18 protein-coding genes and 1 pseudogene are annotated in these 21,598 nt (G+C 64.1%); 13 read left to right on the top strand and 6 right to left on the bottom strand.

Annotated features, from left to right (window positions below; all coding sequences use genetic code 11):
* Positions 1–46 precede the first annotated feature (46 nt).
* On the bottom strand, positions 47–1,057 hold the full coding sequence (locus BUE09_RS19290; RefSeq protein WP_073303644.1) for a zinc-dependent alcohol dehydrogenase family protein: 1,011 nt from the start codon (positions 1,055–1,057) through the stop codon (positions 47–49).
* Between the two features lie 245 nt (positions 1,058–1,302).
* Between BUE09_RS19290 and BUE09_RS19285 the strand changes: the two are divergent.
* Positions 1,303–2,464, top strand: a pseudogene (locus BUE09_RS19285) (phosphate ABC transporter substrate-binding protein).
* 14 nt (positions 2,465–2,478) lie between these two features.
* Here the strand turns inward: BUE09_RS19285 and BUE09_RS19280 are convergent.
* Positions 2,479–4,410 carry a sigma-54-dependent Fis family transcriptional regulator gene (locus BUE09_RS19280; protein ID WP_073303642.1) on the bottom strand — a complete coding sequence of 644 codons (1,932 nt, stop codon included), beginning with the start codon at positions 4,408–4,410 and terminating at the stop codon, positions 2,479–2,481.
* A gap of 396 nt (positions 4,411–4,806) precedes the next feature.
* Here BUE09_RS19280 and BUE09_RS19275 point away from each other — a divergent pair, with 396 nt between their 5' ends.
* The 10 genes from BUE09_RS19275 (at position 4,807) to BUE09_RS19230 (ending at position 15,750) form a co-directional block, all read left to right on the top strand.
* Positions 4,807–5,310 carry a gluconate 2-dehydrogenase subunit 3 family protein gene (locus BUE09_RS19275; protein WP_073303639.1) on the top strand — a complete coding sequence of 168 codons (504 nt, stop codon included), beginning with the start codon at positions 4,807–4,809 and terminating at the stop codon, positions 5,308–5,310.
* A gap of 49 nt (positions 5,311–5,359) precedes the next feature.
* A complete protein-coding gene (locus BUE09_RS19270; protein WP_073303636.1) occupies positions 5,360–6,937 on the top strand; it encodes a GMC family oxidoreductase in 1,578 nt (525 codons plus the stop codon).
* Between the two features lie 25 nt (positions 6,938–6,962).
* A complete protein-coding gene (locus BUE09_RS19265) occupies positions 6,963–7,952 on the top strand; it encodes a thiamine pyrophosphate-dependent dehydrogenase E1 component subunit alpha (RefSeq protein WP_073303634.1) in 990 nt (329 codons plus the stop codon).
* Between the two features lie 49 nt (positions 7,953–8,001).
* Positions 8,002–9,072 carry a 2,3-butanediol dehydrogenase gene (locus BUE09_RS19260; protein WP_073303711.1) on the top strand — a complete coding sequence of 357 codons (1,071 nt, stop codon included), beginning with the start codon at positions 8,002–8,004 and terminating at the stop codon, positions 9,070–9,072.
* A 13-nt stretch (positions 9,073–9,085) separates the two neighbouring features.
* Positions 9,086–10,108 (top strand): alpha-ketoacid dehydrogenase subunit beta, encoded by a 1,023-nt coding sequence (locus BUE09_RS19255; protein ID WP_073303632.1) that lies wholly within the window; start codon positions 9,086–9,088, stop codon positions 10,106–10,108.
* A 5-nt stretch (positions 10,109–10,113) separates the two neighbouring features.
* Positions 10,114–10,347, top strand: a complete 234-nt coding sequence (locus BUE09_RS19250; RefSeq protein WP_073303630.1) for a lipoyl domain-containing protein — start codon at positions 10,114–10,116, stop codon at positions 10,345–10,347.
* Between the two features lie 2 nt (positions 10,348–10,349).
* Positions 10,350–11,051 (top strand): 2-oxo acid dehydrogenase subunit E2, encoded by a 702-nt coding sequence (locus tag BUE09_RS19245; protein WP_073303628.1) that lies wholly within the window; start codon positions 10,350–10,352, stop codon positions 11,049–11,051.
* On the top strand, positions 11,048–11,815 hold the full coding sequence (locus BUE09_RS19240; RefSeq protein WP_043295727.1) for a lipoate--protein ligase family protein: 768 nt from the start codon (positions 11,048–11,050) through the stop codon (positions 11,813–11,815). Before BUE09_RS19245 ends, BUE09_RS19240 begins: the two co-directional genes overlap by 4 nt.
* A gap of 370 nt (positions 11,816–12,185) precedes the next feature.
* Complete coding sequence (locus tag BUE09_RS19235) at positions 12,186–14,318, top strand: PQQ-dependent dehydrogenase, methanol/ethanol family (RefSeq protein WP_073303626.1); 2,133 nt, start codon at positions 12,186–12,188, stop codon at positions 14,316–14,318.
* A 163-nt stretch (positions 14,319–14,481) separates the two neighbouring features.
* Entirely contained in the window at positions 14,482–15,750 is a 1,269-nt protein-coding gene (locus tag BUE09_RS19230) for a carbohydrate porin (protein WP_073303624.1), read from the top strand.
* Positions 15,751–15,805: 55 nt separating this feature from the next.
* On the opposite strand, the gene BUE09_RS19225 is transcribed toward BUE09_RS19230, so the two are convergent.
* Together BUE09_RS19225 and BUE09_RS19220 are read right to left on the bottom strand one after the other, a co-directional pair.
* Entirely contained in the window at positions 15,806–17,125 is a 1,320-nt protein-coding gene (locus BUE09_RS19225) for an NTP/NDP exchange transporter (protein ID WP_073303622.1), read from the bottom strand.
* Between the two features lie 63 nt (positions 17,126–17,188).
* A complete protein-coding gene (locus BUE09_RS19220; RefSeq protein WP_073303620.1) occupies positions 17,189–18,235 on the bottom strand; it encodes an SDR family oxidoreductase in 1,047 nt (348 codons plus the stop codon).
* A 148-nt stretch (positions 18,236–18,383) separates the two neighbouring features.
* On the opposite strand from BUE09_RS19220, the gene BUE09_RS19215 reads away from it, so the two are divergent.
* Entirely contained in the window at positions 18,384–19,289 is a 906-nt protein-coding gene (locus tag BUE09_RS19215; RefSeq protein WP_073303618.1) for a LysR family transcriptional regulator, read from the top strand.
* Between the two features lie 10 nt (positions 19,290–19,299).
* On the opposite strand, the gene BUE09_RS19210 is transcribed toward BUE09_RS19215, so the two are convergent.
* Together BUE09_RS19210 and BUE09_RS19205 are read right to left on the bottom strand one after the other, a co-directional pair.
* A complete protein-coding gene (locus BUE09_RS19210) occupies positions 19,300–19,887 on the bottom strand; it encodes a glutathione S-transferase family protein (protein WP_073303616.1) in 588 nt (195 codons plus the stop codon).
* On the bottom strand, positions 19,884–20,312 hold the full coding sequence (locus BUE09_RS19205) for a VOC family protein (protein WP_073303614.1): 429 nt from the start codon (positions 20,310–20,312) through the stop codon (positions 19,884–19,886). The genes BUE09_RS19210 and BUE09_RS19205 overlap by 4 nt, the downstream gene beginning before the upstream one ends.
* A 113-nt stretch (positions 20,313–20,425) precedes the next feature.
* Between BUE09_RS19205 and BUE09_RS19200 the strand changes: the two genes are divergently transcribed.
* The gene (locus BUE09_RS19200; RefSeq protein WP_073303612.1) at positions 20,426–21,322 is read left to right on the top strand and encodes a LysR family transcriptional regulator; all 897 of its coding nucleotides are present in this window, start codon (positions 20,426–20,428) and stop codon (positions 21,320–21,322) included.
* Positions 21,323–21,598 lie beyond the last annotated feature (276 nt).

The raw sequence follows: 21,598 nt of genomic DNA, 5'->3' as shown, positions 1-21,598 counted from the left end.
GGCAGCGTTACCGTACATTACAACGCTGCTGCCGCCGATTCATGCCTTAGATATCCAGGCAGATCTTGCCGAAGTGCTGGTTGGTTTCCTGGTAACGGAACGCCTCGACGATATCGTCCACCGCGAAGTGCTTGTCGATCACCGGGCGGATGCCGTTGGCATCGATGGCGCGGATCATCTCTTGCTGGTGCGCACGGCTGCCCACCAGCACGCCTTGCAGACGCAGCTGGCGCACCAGCGCCGGTACCAGCGGCAGCTCGCCGGCAACACCGGTGAGGATACCGATGACCGAGATATGCCCGCCGATGCGCGCGGCTACCATCGACTGCTCCAGCGTTGCCGGGCCGCCCACTTCGATCACGTGGTCGACGCCGCGGCCGTCGGTGAGCTGACGCACCGTCTCGCCCCAGGCCGGTGTGCTGCGGTAGTTGATCAGGTGATCAGCGCCCATCTCGCGCAGGCGCTCCAGCTTGGTATCGCTGGACGAGGTGGCGATGACCGTGGCGCCGGCCATCTTGGCGAACTGCAGGGCAAAGATGGAAACGCCGCCGGTTCCCTGGATCAGTACGCTGTCGCCGGGTTTGAGCCTGCCGTCGGACATCAGCGCACGCCAGGCAGTGACGCCGGCGGTGGTCAGGGTTGACGCCTCGGCATGGCTGTAGCCCTTGGGTGCATGAGTGAACGAGGTGGCACGAGCGGAGACCATCTCACGGGCATAGCCATCGACGCCATCGCCAGGCACCGTGGCGAAGCCTTCGATCAGCGGGTCACCGGCCAGCCAGTCGGGGAAGAAGGTGCTGACCACCGCATCACCAACAACGAACTCACTCACGCCCGCGCCCACCGCCACTACTTCACCCGCACCATCGGCCATGGGAATGCGCGGCTCGCTCGGCCCCCACATGCCGCTGACCACCGCGAAGTCGTGGTAGTTGAGCGAGTTGGCGCGCAGGCGCACGGTAATCTCGCCGACCTCTGGCCTGGGGGCCTCGCTGGTGCCGACGATGACCCGGTCATAACCGCCGCCGGGCTGTACGAATATGGCTTTGTGGCTCATTGGAATTCTCCTCTGGTAACGGGATGACGTGCATGGGAACGGCCGGCAGCGGCATCGTTCGACCTGCCGAAGCCTGCTGCGCATCGCTGCCTCCGCCCGGATGCGCGACAGCATAGCCAATCCGCCATTGGGCGTTACGGGGCAAACTAACCTCCTGCGGTATTGTTGAAAGCGCGTTCGCCAATTGTCCACGGCTCGCCCGCAGGCAGCCGCACGAAACTGCCCAGCGCATCCGGAACAACTTCATGCCCCATCGCCCTGATCAACCGACGATCCTGCACAGCACCCTCGCCGCCGCACTCCTGCTCGCCCTGGCCACGCCTAGCCTGGCGACCGAAACAGAGGCGCAGCTGGCCGCCCGCGGCGCCGAGAACAAGCGTTGACCGCTGAGCTCCTGGCCAAGCCGAACGAGCTGACCCAGCCGCTGGAAAGCAAGTACAACCACATCATCACCTACCGCCAGTCGCTCGCCTCCGCCGCCGAAGGCTGGCCAGCGCTCTCGGTGGCACCGCGCTACGACAACCTCATGCTCGGCCAGTCGCCACGCTCGGCTGCGTTCAGCGGCGCGGCGTTCAAACCGGTGGGCGAAGCGGCCTTCACGCCGTTGCGCGCCGTGGTTCAGCAGAAGAGCAACGCGGCCGTGGTGCTCGATGCAGAAAAGGTCGGCAAGCTCGCGCCGCAGGCGCAGGAAGAAGGCGAATCGGTGAAAGTCGGCGCGCTGAACATGGCACGCCGGCTCTACCTGCACCACCTCGGCCGCGACACCGATCCGGATCACCTGTTCGTCGCCAGCAACGCCTCGACCTCGGGTCGCTCCATCGCCCAGCTCTCGAAAAGCTGTTCGGCCCGGTCTACCCCTCCACCGACAAGGGCGTGCACCTGTCGGCGAACGGCTATCGCTGGTTCGGCCAGATGCTCGGCAAGGTCTACCATCGCGTCGTCATCGAGCGTAAGGGCTGGACTCCGCTCGCACCGCGCCAGGCCACGGTGGACGGCCGCGACGTGCTGATCGATTACCACGTGCCGCACCCGCCATTGGCGTTCGACCAGCCGTACCTCGGCCATCAGGCCCGCGATGTGAAGAACAAGGGTTTCGTGCTGCGTGACGACAACGGCGAAGTGCCCGTCGAAGCCGTCGACATCGTCGTGCGCCTGCACGCCGGTCGCGGTCTCAGCGGTCAGCCACGCATTAGCTACGCCAGCCACCAGGTCGGCGGCGCTGGCCAGCCGCGCGACAGCGACCCGATGCGCGCCGACGCCACCTACGAATACCTGCCCGACCTCATGCCTGCCGAAGCCAACATCAAGGCACTGGTGCACCAGCCCTACCCACTGCACAACAGGAGCATCGCCTTCGATATCGCCGCTGAAAAAGCCTCGCCGGCGGAACAGCCGGTCAGCGAGTAGAGCCCTGGCGCCAGTCATACCGGCGCTTCGATCCCCAGCACGCGCATGCGCCGGTACACCGTCGGGCGCGACACGCCCAGCTCCCTAGCCACCGCGCTGACATTCCAGCGATGCCGGCGCAGCTGCTCGCGCAGTGCCGTCACCGACTCGGGTTCGGACGGAGCCGCCGACTGACGACAGCGCGCCAGAATCGGTGGCAGACATTCATCCGGCAGGTCCTGCACTGTGATCTCGTCATCCTCACAGGTCGCCAGCGCGTACTGCAATGCGTTACGCAGCTCGCGGATGTTGCCCGGCCAGGGATAAGCCAGCAGTGCACTCATGGCATCGCCACGCAGATGCGGATTGCCCGGCCGGCCCTCGGCGAGTTCGGCGAACACCCGCTCGATGAGAAAGCCCTTGTCGGCACGCTCGCGCAGCGGAGGCAGCTTCAGCGACGCGCCGTTCAGGCGGTAGAACAGGTCCTCGCGAAACGCCCCGCTCTCGACCATCTGCCGCAGGTCGCGGTGGCTGGCGGCGACCACGCGGATATCCACCTTCACCGGTTTCTCGGCACCCAGCGGCATCACTTCCTGCTCGGCCAGCACCCGCAACAGCCGGGTCTGCAAGTGCAGCGGCATGTCGCCAATTTCGTCGAGGAACAGCGTGCCGCCATCGGCCTGCTGGATCAGCCCGCACATGCCCTTGCTGCGCGCGCCGGTAAAGGTGCCGGGGGCGTAGCCGAACAGCTCGCTCTCGATCAGAGACTCGGGCATCGCGCCGCAGTTGATTGCCACGAAGGGTTCGCTGCGCCGGCAACCGCTTTCATGCAGCGCCTTCGCCAGCCGTTCCTTGCCGGTGCCGGTTTCGCCATTGAGCAGCACGTTCAGCGGCTCGCTGCACAGTCGCTTGGCGCGGGCGAGCATCTTGCGCATCACCGGGTCGTCGTCGGCCAGCGCATCGAGCGCGGCATGCCCACCGGGCGCGCTACGCTCGACGGGCTCCGCTGCCTGGCGCCGCGGCTCCATCAATGCAGCAAAGAACAGCTGGTGCCGATGGGTACGAAACGCGCGGACCTGATCGTGACTGCCGTAGGGAATGCTCAGCACATCGCTCAGCTCGCAGTCGAAGAGCTGATCGATCCGCGCCTGCGCCAGGGTGCCGAAGGGCCCCGGTGTCATCAGCCCGTGTTCGGCCAGCAGACCGCGGGCGGCGGTGTTGCCGGCAAGCAGCTCGCCATCGTCACCCAGCGCCAGCAGGTAGCGGCGGTTGATCAGGACAAACTCGCGGGAACCGTCGAAACAGAGGATCGGCCGCTCGCGATAGACGCGCATGAAATAGGCATCCTCGATCATCCGCGCGTACTGCTTGACCAGCTGCAGGGCGAAGGTCTGGGAATCCTTGGTCGGTGGTGAGTGCAGCGCCGAAATATCCAGCACGGCCAGCAACTGCCCGTGCGGGTTGAACATGGGCACAGCGGTACAGGTGAGATTGGTGTGCCAAACGCTGAAATGATCCTGCTGGTGACAGGTGAGCGCCAGCTGCTCCTTGATGCAGGTGCCGACTGCGCAGGTGCCGGCATGGTCTTCGCCCCAGTCCGAACCGAGGAACAGACCGGTCTTGCGATGCGCCTTTTCGTCTGCCGGGTCACCGAGAAACTGCACGGCGATGCCGCGGTTGTCGGTCAGCAGGATCACGTAACCCAGTTCGGCGATCTGCCGGTAGAGCTGCTCGACGCCGGCGCGGGCGACATTGATCAGCTCGTCGGCCTGATCCTGATGTTCGCGCAGCACCTGCCGCGGGACGAATCGGGCTTCGGCAGGTCGCGCCGGATCCAGGCCGTAGTCGTGCACACAGCGGTGCCAGGAGCGCGCGATGATCGGATCACGATCACCTGGCAGGTGCGGCGCATTGGCCAGCGAAAGCACCGCGTCGATATGGCTGACCGGACCGGATAGCAGATTCATGCCTCCTCCTCGAAGTGCTCGCGCCAGACCGAGCGCAGGCGACTCCAGTGAAACGCTTTATTGTTTTGCAATAAACGAAGGATAAACCATTGACCCGGACAGACCAGCCTGAACTTTAGAAGTACTTTGTCTGTGCATATTGTTTGTCGCGGTACTGTAAAACGCTTTACAGCGCTTTACAGGTGTAACGCCTAAAGCGCTTTACACATTAAATACATAAGCACCGTAGAGTTAACAAAAAACCATATTTATCAATCTATTACAAACATCTGAAGCTCTCACTAAAAGTTGGCATGACAACTGCTCCTACTGTTTTGCGGAACAAACTCTTCGCATAACAAGATCGCCAGCATTCCGAGCACCACGGAACTGCCGGTAATAATCAGGAGCTATGTCATGCACGATTCAGCTCGCCCGCAGGGCACGCTAAACCGGCGACGCTTTCTTTCCATTTCCGGCCAGTCCTTGCTGGCACTCAGCCTGTCGCAACTGATCCCGGTGAACCTGCTCGCCGAGGAACGCCTGCCAGACCTGCCCGATGGCCTGCTGCGCATGGGCCGTGACGTCTTCCCCCACACGTTCATCAGCGACCACCACTACGTGCAGCCCCTGCTCGGCCTGGTGGACGAGCAGCCGGCCCTGGTCGCTCGCGGCCTGGACGGACTGCAGCAGCAGGCGCGCCAGGTCCATGGTTCGCCATTCGAACAGCTCGACGAGGCCGAGCGCGTGGCCCTACTGACCGACATCGAAAACACCCCCTTCTTCAAGGCCGTGCGCAGCAGCCTGATGTTCGGCCTGTACGACAACAAGGCGCTATTCCCGCTGTTCGGCTACGAGGGTTCGTCCTGGGAATACGGCGGATACGTCAACCGCGGCTTCAACGACCTGAACTGGCTCTGAGCACCCCGCCCACGCGGGATAACAACAAGAACAAGACGAGGAATATCCCATGGCAACTTTTGCCCAGGACGACGATGGCGTCGTGGTGATCATCGGCTCCGGCGCAGGCGGCGGCACGCTCGCCAACGCGTTGGCCAAACAGAAGATTCGCAGCGTGGTGCTCGAAGCTGGCAAGCGCTTCAGCCTCGACGACATCGAAAACGACGAATGGGCGATGTTCAAGAAGATCTCCTGGCTCGACAAACGCCAGGCCGCCGGTGGCTGGCACCTGGCCGAGAACAACCCGACGCTGCCCGCGTGGATCGTCAAGGCGGTCGGCGGCAGCACGGTGCACTGGGCCGGCATCGCCCTGCGCTTTCGCGACTTCGAATTCAAGATGCAGAGCATCAACGGCGACATCGCCGGCGCCAACCTGCTCGATTGGCCGGTGACCCTGGAAGAGATGGCGCCCTGGTATGAGAAGGCCGAGAAGCACATGGGCGTGACCGGGCCGAGCACCGGCATGGCCTATCACCCCTGGCACAACTCCTTCAAAGTGCTGGCCACCGGCGCCAAGCGGGTCGGCTACAAGGAAATTCTCTCCGGGCCGATGGCGATCAACACCGAGCCCTACGACGACCGCGCCGCCTGCCAGCAGATCGGCTTCTGCATGCAGGGCTGCAAGATGGGCGCGAAGTGGTCGACGCTCTACACCGACATTCCCCGCGCCGAAGCCAGCGGTTATTGCGAGGTGCGCCCGCAGTCGATGGTGCTGCGCATCGAACACGACGCCAAGGGCCGCGCCAGTGGCGTGGTCTATGCCGATGCCGACGGCAACATCCAGCGGCAGAAGGCCCGCGTGGTCTGCGTGGCGGGCAACTCCATCGAGTCACCGCGCCTGCTGCTCAACTCTGCCTCCTCCATGTTCCCCGACGGGCTGGCGAACTCCTCCGGCCAGGTCGGGCGCAACTACATGACCCACACCACCGCCGGCATCTTCGCGGTGATGCCCAAGCCGGTGCACATGTACCGCGGCACCACCTGCGCCGGAGTCATCTCCGACGAATCCTACAACGACCCATCGCGCGGCTTCGTCGGCGGCTATCGGCTGGAAATCCTCGCCCTCGGCCTGCCCTTCCTCTCCGCCTTCCTCGACCCGACACCGCAAGGCTGGGGCCGCCAGTTCACCTCGCGGATGGAGAAGTACGACCACATGTCCGGCGTCTGGCTGTGTGGCGAGGACCTGCCACTGGAAAGCAACCGCATCACCCTGCACGCCAGCGAAAAGGACCAGTACGGCCTGCCGATTCCGGTGGTGACCAAGAGCGACCACCCGATGGATGCCGCCATGCGCAAGCACGGCGTTGCCGCCACCGCCAAGTGCTACGAGGCCGCCGGCGCCACCGACATCATCGAGCTGCCGCCCTACCCGGCCAGCCACAACATGGGCACCAACCGCATGAGCGCCAAGGCGCGTGACGGCGTGGTGAACAAGTGGGGCCAGAGCCATGACATCCCCAACCTGTTCGTCTCCGATGGCAGCCAGTTCACCACCAGCGGCGGCCAGAACCCCACCCTCACCATCGTCGCGCTGGCCCTGCGCCAGGCCGAGCAGATCGGCCGGCTACTCAACGAACGCGCGATCTGACCCGCCACTACAAGGGAGTCCCCCCATGACCCAGCCCAACAACTCGCAGCGCCTGTGGATGTACGAGCAGATGCTGACCAGCCGCTACATGGAGGAATCCATCGAGCGCATCTACATGGAAGGCAAGACGCCGGTATTCAACATGGCCAAGGGGCCGATCCCCGGCGAGATGCACCTTTCCAACGGCCAGGAGCCCTGTGCGGTGGGCGTCTGCGCCCACCTCGAGGCTGCGGACATCGTCACCGCCACCCACCGCCCGCACCACATCGCCGTGGCCAAGGGCGTCGACCTCAACGAGATGATGGCCGAGATCTTCGGCAAGGCCACCGGGCTTTCCGGCGGCCGCGGCGGCCACATGCACCTGTTCGATGGCCGGGTGAATTTCTCCTGCTCGGGGATCATCGCCGAAGGCATGGGCCCGGCGGTCGGCGCGGCGCTGTCGCGGCAGCTGCAGGGCAAGCCCGGTGTGGCGGTCGCCTTCATCGGCGAGGGCGCGGCCAACCAGGGCGCCTTCCACGAAACGCTGAACCTCGCCGCGCTGTGGAAGCTGCCGGTGGTGTTCGTCATCGAGGACAACGCCTGGGGCATCTCGGTGGCCAAGGCCAGCGCCACCTGCATCAAGCAGCACCACGTACGCGCCGTGGCCTACGGCATGCCCGGTGTGTTCGTCGAGAACAACGACCCGGACGGCGTGTTCCGTGCCGCCGGTGAAGCCATCGAGCGCGCCCGCGCCGGCGGCGGCCCGACCCTCATCGAGATCGAAACCTACCGCCTGGCCGGCCACTTCATGGGCGACGGCGAAACCTACCGCCCCGAAGGCGAGAAGGACGGCCTGATGAAAAAGGACCCGATCCCCGGCTACCGCCAGCGCCTGATCGACGAGGGCGTGATGAGCGAGGCGCAGGCCGAAGACATCGCCGCACGCGCCCGCGGCCGTATCGACGAAGCCGTGCAGTTCGCCCGTGAAAGCCCTTACCCGCGCCCGGAAGAAGCGCTGGAGAAGGTGTTCGTCTGAGCCCATCCGAGAACAACAAGAGGAACACCTCATGAACAGCCAAGCCACCATGACCGCCGCCGTCTGGCACGGTCGCAAGGACATCCGCCTGGAACAGGTACCGCTGCCCGGCGCGCCGCAACCGGGCTGGGTGCAGATCCGCGTGCACTGGTGCGGCATCTGCGGTTCCGACCTGCACGAATACCTCGCCGGCCCGGTGTTCATTCCGGTGGACGCGCCGCACCCGCTCACCGGCATCAAGGGCCAGTGCATCCTCGGCCACGAGTTCTGCGGCGAGATCGTCGCCACCGGTGAAGGCGTCGAAGGCTACGCGCCCGGCGACAAGGTCGCCGCGGACGCCTGCCAGCACTGCGGCCAGTGCCGTTTCTGCAAGACCGGCCAGTACAACCTCTGCGAACAGCTGGCCTTCACCGGCTTGATGAACAACGGGGCCTTCGCCGAACTGGTCAACGTGCCGGCCGAGCTGCTCTACCGCCTGCCGGAAGGATTCCCAATGGAAGCCGGCGCGCTGATCGAGCCACTGGCGGTGGGTATGCACGCGGTGAAGAAGGCCGGCAGCCTGCTTGGCGAAACCGTGGTGGTGGTCGGCGCCGGCACCATCGGCCTGTGCACCATCATGTGCGCCAAGGCTGCTGGCGCCGGCCAGGTGATCGCCCTGGAGATGTCCGCTGCACGCAAGGCCAAGGCGCTGGAAGTCGGTGCCAACCGGGTTATCGACCCCAGCGAGTGCGACGCCATCGCCGAAATCAAGGCGCTCACCGGCAGTTACGGCGCCGGCGTCTCATTCGAGTGCATCGGCCACAAGGCCACCGCCAAGCTCGCCATCGACGTGATCCGCAAGGCCGGCCGCTGCGTGATGGTGGGCATCTTCGAGGAACCCTCGGAATTCAACTTCTTCGAGATCGTCGCCACTGAAAAACAGGTGATCGGCTCGCTCGCCTATGCCGGCGAATTCGCCGATGTCATCGCCCTGATCGACGACGGGCGCATCAACGTCACCCCGCTGATCACCGGCCGCATCGGCCTGGACAACATCCTCGAACAGGGCTTCGAGGAGCTGGCCAACCACAAGGACCGCAACGTCAAGATCATCGTCAGTCCCGGCGCGCTGGCCGGCTGAGCAGGAGAAACCCATGACCACAGCAGTAAAAGAAAGAAAGCTCACCGTCGCCCGCGCCATGGCCGAAGCCGTGGCGCAGGAAATGCGCCTGGACCCGAAGGTGTTCGTGATGGGCGAGGACATCGGCCAGCTCGGCGGCGTATTCGGCAACACCCGCGGGCTGTATGACGAGTTCGGCAAGACGCGCATCCGCGACACGCCGATCTCCGAAACCGCCTTTATCGGCGCCGCCGTCGGCGCTGCCTCGGACGGCATGCGGCCGATCGTCGAGCTGATGTTCGTCGACTTCTTCGGTGTCTGCATGGACGCCATCTACAACCTGATGGCGAAGAACACCTACTTCTCCGGCGGCAAGGTGCCGGTGCCGATGGTGCTGATGGCCTCCACCGGCGCCGGCTACTCGGACGCCGCCCAGCACTCGCAATGCCTCTACGGCACCTTCGCCCACCTGCCGGGCATGAAGGTGGTGGTGCCGAGCAACGCCTACGACGCCAAGGGCCTGATGACCGCGGCGATCCGCGACGAAAACCCGGTGGTCTACCTCTTCCACAAGTCACTGCAGGGCATGGGCTGGCTGGGCACCGAGAAAGGCGCCACGGTGCCGGTGCCGGAGGAGCCCTACATCGTCGAGATCGGCAAGGCCAAGACCGTGCGCGAGGGTCGCGACGTCAGCCTGGTCAGCCTCGGCGCCGGCGTACACCACGCCCTGCGCGCCGCCGCACAGCTTGAGAAGGACGGCGTCAGCGCCGAGGTCATCGACCTGCGCAGCCTGGTGCCGCTGGACCGCGAACATGTCATCGCTTCGGTACGCAAAACCGGCCGGCTGATTGTCATCGACGAGGACTATCACAGCTTCGGCGTCAGCGGCGAAATCATCGCCAGCGTCGTCGAGCATGACATCGGCATGCTCAAGGCACGCCCGCAGCGGGTGGCCTTCCCCGACATCCCCATCCCCTTCACCCCGGTCATGGAGCAATGGGCCCTGCCCAACGCCGACAAGATCGTGGCCGCCTACCACGCCATGCATAAGGAATGACGTTTATGAGTACCCCCATCGTGATTGCAGACGACCTCTGGGAAGGCGACGCCGAAGCGGTGATCACCTCCTGGCTGGTCAGCGACGGCGCCGAAGTGGCCGCCGGTGACCTGGTCGCCGAGGTCATGTCGGAAAAGGCCCAGTTCGAGATCGAAGCCCCGGTTGCCGGGGTGCTAAAGATCATCGAGGAAGAAGACGCGGTGATCGCCAAGGGTGCGGTCATCGGCCAGGTGAATTAGCCATGACTCGACTGGAACTCCTGCCCGAGCGCGCACCGGAACGGGTGCCGCTCAAGGGCATGCGCAAGATGATCGCGGCGAAGATGCACGAAAGCCTGCAGACCACCGCGCAACTGACCCACCACAGCGAATGCAGGCTGGATGCGCTGAAAACCCGCCGCGCCGAGCTGAAGGCCGAGGGCAGCGCGGTGTCCGTGCAGGACCTGTTGCTGCTCAAGGTGATCGAGACGCTCAAGGCCCACCCCAGCCTCAATGCCACGCTGGAAGACGAGGTGATTCACCAGCACGCGGCGGTGCATCTGGGCCTCGCCATCCCACTGCCGGGCGACCTGCTGGTCGCCCCGGCGCTGTTCAGTGCCGAACAGCTGGACGGCGAAGGCCTGTGCCAGGCGCGCAAGGCGCTGGTGGACAAGGCCCTGGCCGGCAAGCTGTCGGTCAAGGAACTGACCGGCGCCACCTTCACCGTCTCCAACCTGGGGCTGTCGCGGGTGCATCACTTCACGCCGATCCTCAATCCGCCGCAGGTAGCGATTCTGGGTGTCGGTGGCATTCAGCGGCGGCTGGAACTCGGGCCGAGCGGCGAGCTGATGGAAGTCGAGTGGATGGGCCTGTCGCTGACCTTCGACCATCGCGCCGTCAACGGCTCGCCTGCGGCGGAGTTTCTCGATGATCTGTGCCGGCGTATCGAGGAGCACGCGGTATGAACGGCATCGCCCGGTTCAGCGTGGCAGCCGGTCTGAATGCCGAGCGGGCCTTGCTGCAGCGCGTCTGCGACGGACTGTTCGACTGCCAGCTGCTGCTCTGGCGCCCCACCGGCCAGGCGCTGGTGATGCCCGGCAGCTTCGAGCGCCGGCCCGGCTTCGCTCTGGCCAGCCAACGCTGCGCAGCGCAGGGCTGGCCGATCCTGCTGCGCGATACCGGCGGCGAACCGGTGCCGCAATCACCGGCCGTGCTCAATGTCGCCCTGGCCTGCGCCCTGCCGGCCAGCGACGAGATCGACAGGCGCATCGTCGTCGCCTACGAGCGTCTCCTCGATCCCCTGGCGCTGTGGCTAGCCGAACATGGCCTGCGGGCCGGAGTCGGCGCGGTGCCGGGTGCCTTCTGCGACGGCCGCTACAACCTGACGCTGGAGGGCCGCAAGCTGGCCGGCACCGCGCAGCGCTGGCGGCGCAGCCGCGACGGCCGCCCGGCAGTGCTCGCGCACGCGGCCCTGCTGATGGACGACTGGCGCGAGCCGATGGCCGAAGTCGTCAACCGCTTCTATCACGCCTGCGCCAGCGACCTGCGCTGCCAGGCCGACAGCCATCTGGCGCTCGGTGAGCGGCTGCCAGGCGCCTGGAGCGAAGCCGAGTCACTGTCCGACCGCTATCAACGTGTGCTGGCCTGGCAGGGTCTGGAGCTCGGCGCCCGCCCCTTGCCGTGCCCGGTCGCAAGCACGGTCGCCGGTCCACCCTCCCCCTTGCTTTGAACAACAACACGGCCGTCAACCGATCCGGCCATACATCGGAGGAAACACCATGAGCTACCCCACCCCCTCCCCGCCCAAAGGCAGCCTGCCCGGCCAGCGCGGGTATCCAACACTTCGCCCTGCCAGTCCAGGCGAAGCGGTGACATTTTTCCGTGGCTCGTCACCGCAGCGGGTCACAACGGCGAAGCAGGCCATATAAAAGTTTAAATAAATAATTTGAAAAGCCGTGATATGCGCATGCCATTACGCGCTATCACGGGGCGCAATACCGATACCGACTTAACAACAAAAGAAACACCACAAGAGCCTTTATTCATAAATGCTCGTTGTACCCACGCACGCCTGAAACCCTAAACAAGGAATAATAAAAATGAAATCCAAACAGTCAAACCTAAGGGTGCACCTAATCATGGCTGCCTCGCTTTTTGCGATCACGCCGCTGCATGCATCAGACAGAGTCATTACCGACAAGGAATTATCTGATGAATCAAATACTGCTGATTGGCTGGCTTATGGGCGAACGCACTCCGAGCAGAGGTTCAGCCCTCTCAAAGACATCAATGTAGATAACGTCAGCCAGCTCAAGCCTGAATGGTACGCGCCGCTGCCGGACCGTTCCGATATGGTCGGGACGCCCTTGGTGGTCGATGGCGTCATGTATTACGTGGGTGAAATGAGCAGAACCCGTGCATTCGACGCTCGCTCGGGCAAGATGCTTTGGGAATATGATCCGCAAGTTTCCAAAGAGATCCTCGACAACAACATGAAGAAGGTCTTCTGGAAGCATAATCGCGGCCTTTCAACCTACGGCGACAAGTTATTCATTGCCACCTGGGATGGCCGCCTGATTGCAATCAACCGAAAAGACGGCAAGGAAGTCTGGCAGACCCGTACCTTCGATCACGACCAGCCGTTGAATATCACCGGTCATCCCAAGGCCTTCGATGGGAAAGTATTCGTCGGCAATGGCGGAACGGAACTTGGTCCGATGCGTGGGTATGTGACCGCTTATGATGCCGAAACGGGTAAGCAGGTCTGGCGTTTCTATATCGTCCCTGGCAACCCTGCCGATGGATTCGAGGATGCCGCTCAGGAAATGGCGGCCAAAACCTGGAGTGGCCGGTGGTGGGAAAACGGCGGCGGCGGTAATGCCTGGCACGGCTGGACCTACGACGCCAAATACAACCAGCTCATCTTCGGTACAGGTAACGGTGGGCCATGGAATATCAAGGTGCGTAGCCCGGAGGGTGGCGACAACCTGTTCCTGTGTTCTGTCGTAGCGGTAGATGCGGATACCGGCGAATACAAATGGCACGTACAAACTGCCCCAGGCGACACCTGGGACTACAACTCGAACATGGACATCGTGCTGGCCGATTTGAAAATCGATGGCAAGGATGTTGATGCGGTACTGCATGCGCCGAAGAACGGCTTCTTCTATACGATCGACCGCTCAAACGGCAAGGTACTGTCCGCCGAGAAATTCGCAGACGCCAACTGGTCAACCAAATATGACCTGAAAGAACAGCGCCATATTGTTGCTGAAGGCGCGAGATATCCTGATGGCGAGAAGAATATCTACCCCTCGGCATTCGGTGCGCACTCATGGCATGCGATGTCTTACAACCCCGAGTTGAATCTCGCCTTCATCCCCACCAACCACTTGGGCAACACCTTCAAGGACAATGGCAAGGACACGAAGCCTGGCCACAAGATGGCGAGTCACAAACTCTACCTGGGGCTGACTGGTTGGGAATTGACCAAAGACCCGCATGAATCACGCGGCTCCCTACAGGCCTGGGACCCGGTCAAGAATGAGCGTGTGTGGCAAGTCAACCAGAAGAGCCCATGGGGTGGCGGAACCTTGACCACCGCCGGCAACCTGGTTTTCCAGGGCCAGCCTGACGGCCTGTTCAAAGCCTACGATGCCCGCACCGGCGACGAACTCTGGTCCTATGACGTGGGCCTCGGTATCTCTGCGCCACCGATTACCTACAAGCTCGATGGCAAGCAGATGGTTTCCCTGCTGGTAGGCCCCGGTGGTGCATTGGCCTCCAACTTCGGCGGCTCCGGTGAACTGGGTTTTGAAAGCCATGGCTGGAAATATGGTGCGCATGAGCGCCGCATCATGACCTTCTCGCTGGACGGAAAAGCGGTTATCCCCAAACAGCCGGCACCGCAGCTTGCCAAGCCCATCATCGATGAGAAGTTCGAGGTCGACGCCAAGAAAGCGGAGGCAGGCGCGGGCGTTTTTGCGGAGAACCTCTGTGTCGGCTGTCATGGCGCCGGAGCGGTTGCCGGTATGAAGGCACCCGATCTACGGGAGTCGCCGATATTGCTCACAGGCAGTGAGAAGGCGTTCGAGAGTGTCGTGCGCGGCGGCGCGTTACTTGCCAATGGCATGCCCAAGTTCCCGGATCTGACCGATGCCGAGCTGGAAAGCATCCGTCACTTCGTTCGCCGGCAAGCACACGACGGTGTGAAGTCTGGTGGCGGACATTAGGCCGGCAACTTTCGATCACCAACCAAACAGGTGAACCGGTAACGCCTGAGTAGCCAGGCGTTACCAATAGCGGAAACGCACGCGAATACCGTGAATGCCCACAGGCATTGCGGCTAACGGTATTCGCTGCACGCGCACCGTTACATCCCAAAGGATCAGAACAATGACAACAAGCCTGCGCTTCGGCAGCGGCCTTCTCGCCGCCTGCCTGTTCACTTCTGCCCAAGCGGCCGAGTACTCACCCGATCAGTTCCTGTTCGGCGACTGGAACGGCAGCCGCACCCGCCTGCATGAGGCCGGCGTCGACCTGCAGATCACCTACGTCAACGAGCTGGCCTGGAACACCCAGGGCGGCGATGACCACACCGGGACCTACTCCGATCAGCTGATGTTCGACGCCGCGCTGGACCTGGACAAACTGCTGGGCTGGTCCGGCGCCGGATTCCGCTTCACGGTGGTCAACCGCAACGGCGAAAACCTCAACGCCGAGGCTGACCTCGGCGTGCTGCTGCAACCGCAGGAAATTTATGGCTACGGCAGCACCACACGGCTGGTGCAGTTCTATTACCAGCAGGCGCTGCTCGATGACCGCCTGCTGATCAAACTCGGCCGTTTGCCCATGAGCGGCGAGATATTCCCCTTCGCCTGCCCGTTCCAGAACCTCGGTTTCTGCGGCACGGTGCCCGGCTACATCACGCCCAACTGGTACACCTGGCCGATCAGCCAGTGGGGCGCCACTGCGCATTATCAGTTCAATCAAGAATGGTCGCTGCAGACCGCCCTGTATCAGGTCAATCCGCGTTTCACCGAGCGCGAGCAGGGCCTGAACTTCGGCAGCCCGTCGGGCACCACTGGCTACCACGCGGTTGCCGAACTGGGCTGGACGCCGACCTTCTCTGGCCAGCCCGGCGCCTATCGGCTGGGCCTGTGGCGCAATACCGGCGACTTCGAGGACGTCTACCGTGACGCTGCGGGCCGGCCGATGGCGCTTTCCGGTGCGCCTGCCGCCGAACACGACCAGGCCACCGGCGGCTACCTGATGGCCGAACAGCAGCTCTGGCAGAGCAGCACGGTGGCCGAGCGACGGTTGAAGCTGTTCGCCAACTTCATCCAGTCCGACCCGGACGTGACCTATATCGAGCGCATCTGGCAGGTTGGCGGCATCCTCTCCGCCCCCTTCGCCTCGCGCCCGAACGACGAGCTCGGCCTGGGCCTCGGCCGCCTGGAAATCAACGACGACGCCCGCAAGCACCTGCGCGAGCAGGGCGAGCCGGTGCCGGACGTCGAATACCCCGCCGAACTCTACTACCGCGTCGCCCTCACGCCGGCCATCTCGCTGACGCCGAACATCCAGTACTTCCACCGCCCCGGCGGCTTCGACGAGGCGGAGGACGTGGTGGTCGTCGGGCTGAAGACGGTGGTCAGCTTCTGACCGGCGCATGAAGCGCGGCGACCGGGCGCAAAGCCGGTCGCCGCCTGCGCTTCGCTCAAGCGCCACTCCCCACAACTGCCCCCACCCTTACCTCGGTTTGCCTGTCCGCCTGCTTGCCGAGCTGCCAGCCGAGATAACCCCATAGTAGCGCGCAGAGTGCGCCGGCCACGGCGACCAGGCCGGCACCCTGACCGAACATGTCCAGTGCGGTCTTCCCCCAACCGCTGACGGCATCACCCGCGCGGTAGACGACCGTGTCGATGACGTTCTTCGCCTTGTATTTGCTTTCCGCATCCAGCGGCGCGAAGAGCATTTCCCGCCCAGGCCGGACGAACGCGTACTCGCCGATGCGACGCACAATCATCAGCGCCGCGAGCATGGCGAAACTGGGCATCAGCGCCAGGCCAACAAAGCCGACGCAGACCAATAGCGGCACGATCGCAAGCAACACGCGCACGCCGAGCTTCTGCGCCAGCCGTCCGGTGATGAACAGCTGAGACAGCAGTGCCCCGGCCTGGACGACCACATCGATAGTGCCGAACACCCGAACCTGAGCCGCCCGATCGGGGAACAGCTCGGCCACAAGGCGCGCCTGCTCGAAATAGAGAAAGGTCGTCACGGTCGCCAGCAGTACCACGAAGCCGGCGATGCCAAGCAGATAAGGCGACTGCAGCACCCGCGTCATCCCGCTGAACGGGTTGCCCGGCACCGGCTTGCGCGTGCTCTCCGCCGGGGTCGCGCCAGGCCGCCCTGCTCCGCCGACTTCACGCCAGCGCATGAGCGAGAACTTGAGTGCCAGCGCGCCGCCCAGTAGCAGCGCGGCGAGCAGCATCAACCCCGCCTCTCCCAGACTGCCGATCAGCAACGCGCTGAGCGCCGGCCCGACCAGCCCGCCGACGCTCGCCCCGGCGGCAATGAAGGCAAACAGCCGCTTGGCCTGGGCGCTGTCGAACACGTCCGCCATCAGGCTCCAGGCCACGGACACGACGAACAGGTTGTAGACCGAGATCCACACGTAGAACACCCGCGCCAGCCAGGGGTTTTCGCCCTGCAGCAGAAACAGTACGGAGAACAGCAGCAGGTTCAAACAGAAGAAGCCGTACACCCAGTCGACGAAATGTAGCCGCGGTACGCGCGAGCTGAGCCAGGCGAACAACGGAACGGCCGCCAGCATGACGAAGAAGGTCGCGGTAAACAGCCATTGCAGGTTCTCCACCCCCGCCGCGATGCCCATCGACTCGCGGATCGGGCGCAGCATGAAGTAGCCGGCAAACAGGCAAAAGAACAGTAGGAAACCACTCAGTGCCGGACGCAGCTCGTGCTCCTCGGCATTGATCGCGGTGCTCAGGCGATGCACAACGGATGGCGTGCTCATGGGCGCGCTCCTGAAAAAGGAAGAGAGGTAACAGGGCGCGAGCGCAAAGCCGCGCCCGAGGGTTCAGGGATAGCGTACGCCGGTCAGGCGTTCCGACAGCTGCCACAGTTCGGCGGCATCGGCCTGTTTCGCGGCAGCCTCCGGAACCCTGGCAAAACCCAGCGGGCCGCGTTTCTCCTCCTCGCCGGTCGGCCCGTAATAGGCGCCGCCGACCGCTTCCTGCGCGGTCGCCGCATACAGGGTCGGCAGTGCACCCTGGGCGGCTGAGTGGTATTCGTCGCGGTCCTTGGCCCAGTTGGCGGCGAACTCGCTATCCAGCCCCGGTCCGCGCTCGACCAGTTCGGTGACCGCGACTCCAGGGTGCGCGGCAATGCTGCGAATGCCCCAACCGGCGGTATCGCTGTGGCGCTGCAACTCCATTGCCCACATCAGCACCGCCAGTTTGGATTGCGCGTAGCTGGCGTAGGGGTCGTAGCCCTGCTCGGCCTGCAGGTCAGCGAAGTTCAAGCGACCTCGCCCCGCCGCGATGCTCGACAGGCTGACCACCCGCGCATCGTCGCTTTCCAGCAGCAGCGGTATCAGCAATGCGGTCAAGGCGAACGGGCCTAGGTAGTTGGTCGCCAGCTGCAGCTCGTGGCCATCGGCCGAGGTGCCGCGCTCCGGCGGTGCCATGATCGCGGCGTTATTGATCAATACATCCAGGCGCGGCAAGCGCTCCTGAAGGCGCTCGGCGAGGTTGCGCACCGAGGCGAGGTTGGCCAGATCGACAGCCTCGAACTGCACGCGGGCATCCGGCACCTGCTCACGTATCCGCTCGATGGTCTCCTGCCCGCGCTCGGCGTTGCGCGCGGCGATGATCACCTCGGCGCCGGCGCGTGACAGCGCCAGCGCATCTTCGTAGCCCATACCGCTGGTGCCGCCGGTGACCAGCACGATGCGGCCCGTCTGGGCAGGCATGTCGGCCAGGCTCCAGTCAGGTTTCGGCGCCGGTCGGTTGCCGGCTTCGACGGTCAGCGTTCCAGCCAGCGCCACCCCGGCGATCAGCGTTCTGGCCAGCTTCATCAGAGGCCAAGCATTACTGCCCGGCTCGGTTGCGTTTCTCTGCGCCATGATCTTTTCCTCGTCGTCGTGAATGGCCTGCCTCAGGCAGAGGCGGCCGACGGAGGAAGTATCAGCGTACGATCACAGGCTGATAATCCAGGCAAACATGGACGGGCTGTTCGGCCAATCGTACAGTTCGATCATTCAAGGAGGTCCCATGCGTCAACCCAACCTGAGTGATGTCGCCCTGTTCGCCGCCGTGGTCGAAGCCGGAGGGTTTCGCGCCGCGGCGCAGAAACGCGGCATGTCGGCGTCCTCGCTGAGCGATTGCATGCGTCGCCTGGAAAGCGATCTGGGCTTGCGCCTGCTCAACCGCACCACCCGTAGCGTCACCCCGACCAGCGCCGGCGAACGCCTGCTGGAACGGCTACGGCCGGCGCTCGACGAGATCAGCGCCGCGTTCAACGACCTGGACGATGATTCCCACCGACCGGTCGGCACTCTCAAACTCAACGTGCCGGTGCCGGTGGCGCGCTTCCTGTTGCCGGACCTGCTGAGCCGCTTTCTCAAGGTCTACCCGGCAGTGAACGTCGAAGTGGTGATGGAGAACACCTTCATCGACGTCATCGGCGCCGGTTACGACGCCGGGGTGCGCTACGAGGAAAGCCTCGCCAAGGACATGATCGCCATCCCCATCGGCCCGCGCCGGCAACGCTTCGTCGCCGCCGCCGCGCCTAGCTACCTCGCCGCCCACGGCACACCGCGGCACCCGTCCGAGCTGACCGAGCACCAGCTGCTCGGTCACCGTTTCGAGAGCGGCAAGGTGGGTATTTTCGAGTTCGAGAAAGATGGCCGAACCCTGCGCATACCGCCACAAGGCCAACTCGTGACCTCCTCCCATGACCTGAAGACCAGCGCCGCGATCAACGGCCTCGGCATCATCTACACCTTCGAGGACTTCATCCGCGAGCCGCTCGCCGATGGCCGCCTGACACCCATCCTCGAAGACTGGTGGCAGTCATTCGACGGCCCCTATCTCTACTACCACGGCCGCCGCCACATGCCCTCACCGCTCAGGGCCTTCGTAGATTTCCTCAAGGCCGAGGGGCAAGAGCGACGTTGACTCCACACCGTCAGGGCTTGGGCAGATAACCCGGCAGCGCCTCCAGCCGCTTCATCCAGCGCGCGACGTGGCTGTATGGCGTGAGATCCACACCCCCTTCCGGCGCCAGCACCACGTACGGGTAGACCGCGCAATCGGCGATGGTCGGCCGGTCGATCGCCAGCCAGTCGTGGCGCTGCAGATGATCGTCCAGCAGCTTGAGCACCGCCGGCGCCTTCGCCAGTGCCGCGGCCTTGTCCAGTGGATAGCCGAACTTCTGCACCAGCCGCGCCGCATTCAGGCTCTGCTGGATCTCGTTCGCGGTGAACGACAGCCACTGCACGATCTCCGCCTGCCCGCGCGGGTTGTCCGGCCACCAGGCCAGGCCGCCGTATACGCCGGCGAGATACACCAGAATGGCCTGCGAGTCGCGGACGATATGCCCGCCATCATCCAGAATCGGCAACTGCTCCAGCGGGTTCAGCTCCGACAGCGGCGGCTTCTTGTGCGCGCCATTGGCGAAATCCACGGCGACCAGTTCAAGGTCGATGTTTGCCAGCGCAGCGAACAGCCGCACCTTGTAGCAATTGCCGGATGGACCCAGGTCGTACAGTTTCATTGCGCACCTCCTCTGATGAGCTGATTGAATTCCAGAACGTTGCCGTCCGGGTCGCGGATGAACAGCGCGATCCGCCGCGGGCCGATGGGATGCGGCCCCTCGGTGATGACGATGCCCTGCGCTTCGAGCCATTGCTGGAGCGCCGCAAGGTCATCGACGATAAAGGCCGGATGGGTCATGCCGGGCCGCTTGACCGGCGCATCCAGCAGCACGTTGTGCGCGTCAGCGGCACGCGCACCGTTGAAGATCAGGTTGATGCGCACGCCATCCGGGCTGAGCATTTCGTTCGCTTCGAACAGCGGAAAGCTGGCGCTCTCGACGAAGCCCAGCGCCTGGTAGAAGGCCATCGCCCGCGGCCGGTCGCTGACACGAATGCCGATGTGGTCATAGGCGAGAATGCGGGCGGGGCTGGCTGACTGATTCATGTACGAAACTCCAAAAGACCTCAGTCCCTGAAGTGTCAGCCGCCCTGCGGGTTTCACCTATGCCGCCGGCCTGACAACATCTATGCAGCAATCGCACAAATCCCGGGGTGGCAATGGACAAGCTCAAAGCAATGGCCAACTTCGTTCGCATCGTCGACAACGGCAGCCTGAGTTCGGCCGCCGATGCCACCGGGCAGTCCGTGGCGTCGGTGGTGCGCTCACTGGCCGCGCTGGAACGCCACCTCGGCGTGCGCCTGCTGAACCGCAGCACCCGGCGCATGGCACTCACCGACGAAGGCGCTGAGTACCTGGCCTGGAGCCGGCGCATGCTGGCGGACTTCGCCAACATGGAGCAGCGCCTGGAAGCCAGCGACGGAGCCGTCCGCGGCCTGCTGCGCATCACCGCGCCGGTGGAGTTCGGCCAGCGTTACGTTGCGCCGCTGGTGAACGAATTTCTCAAGGAACATGCTGAGATCCGGGTCGAGCTGAACCTGAGCGACCAGATCGTACCGCTGCTCGACGAACGCCTCGACCTCGCCCTGCGCATCGGCCACCTCCCCAACTCGGCCATGGTCGCCCGGCAGATCGGCAGCACCCGGCTGGTCACCTGCGCCAGCCCCGACTACCTGAACACCGCCCCCGCCATCGACACCCCGGCGGCACTGGAGGACCACGCCTGCATCCTTTTCGCCGCCCAGGGCCGCCACTGGTACTACCGCCACGGCGAGAAGGAACAGGCCGAAGAAATCACCCCACGCCTGACCTGCAACCAGATCCGCACCGCCAGCCTGGCCTGCGTGCAAGGCCTCGGCATCACGCGGTTGATGCACTATCAGGTCGCCGATGAACTGGCTGATGGTCGTCTGGTAAGGGTGCTCAGGGATTACGAGCCGAAGGATTTACCGATCCAGCTGGTCTACCCGCACGCCTTGCAGCTATCGCCAAGGGTGCGGGCGTTTGTGGAGTGGGCTTGTCCGAGGTTGGAGGGGGGTATGCCGGGGTTGGGTTAGCAATTAGAGGCTGGCTGCTTTCGGCCAGAAGCGGCCAATCGCTTACGACCAGCTCGTGGTAACCACCCACAACCAGCGTTCCCACATCTCTTTAGCAGGGATACACCGGCCTGGCCATATGCCATTATCAGTAGAGCGCTTACCATAGCGGAGGGTTATGGTGAAGGCTTCCGGAACCAGCTGGACTTGCCCCTATCAAACCGGACACCGCAACCCTGTTAAGTTGATGTTACAGCCAACCGCCTGAACTCCCGAGGCGAGCGGTACTTCAGTGCG

It is taken from the genome of Stutzerimonas xanthomarina DSM 18231, assembly GCF_900129835.1.
GTDB classification, from domain to species: Bacteria; Pseudomonadota; Gammaproteobacteria; order Pseudomonadales; family Pseudomonadaceae; genus Stutzerimonas; species Stutzerimonas xanthomarina.
The sequence above is the reverse complement of the archived record's forward strand: the minus strand, read 5'-3'. Positions and strand labels throughout refer to the sequence as shown.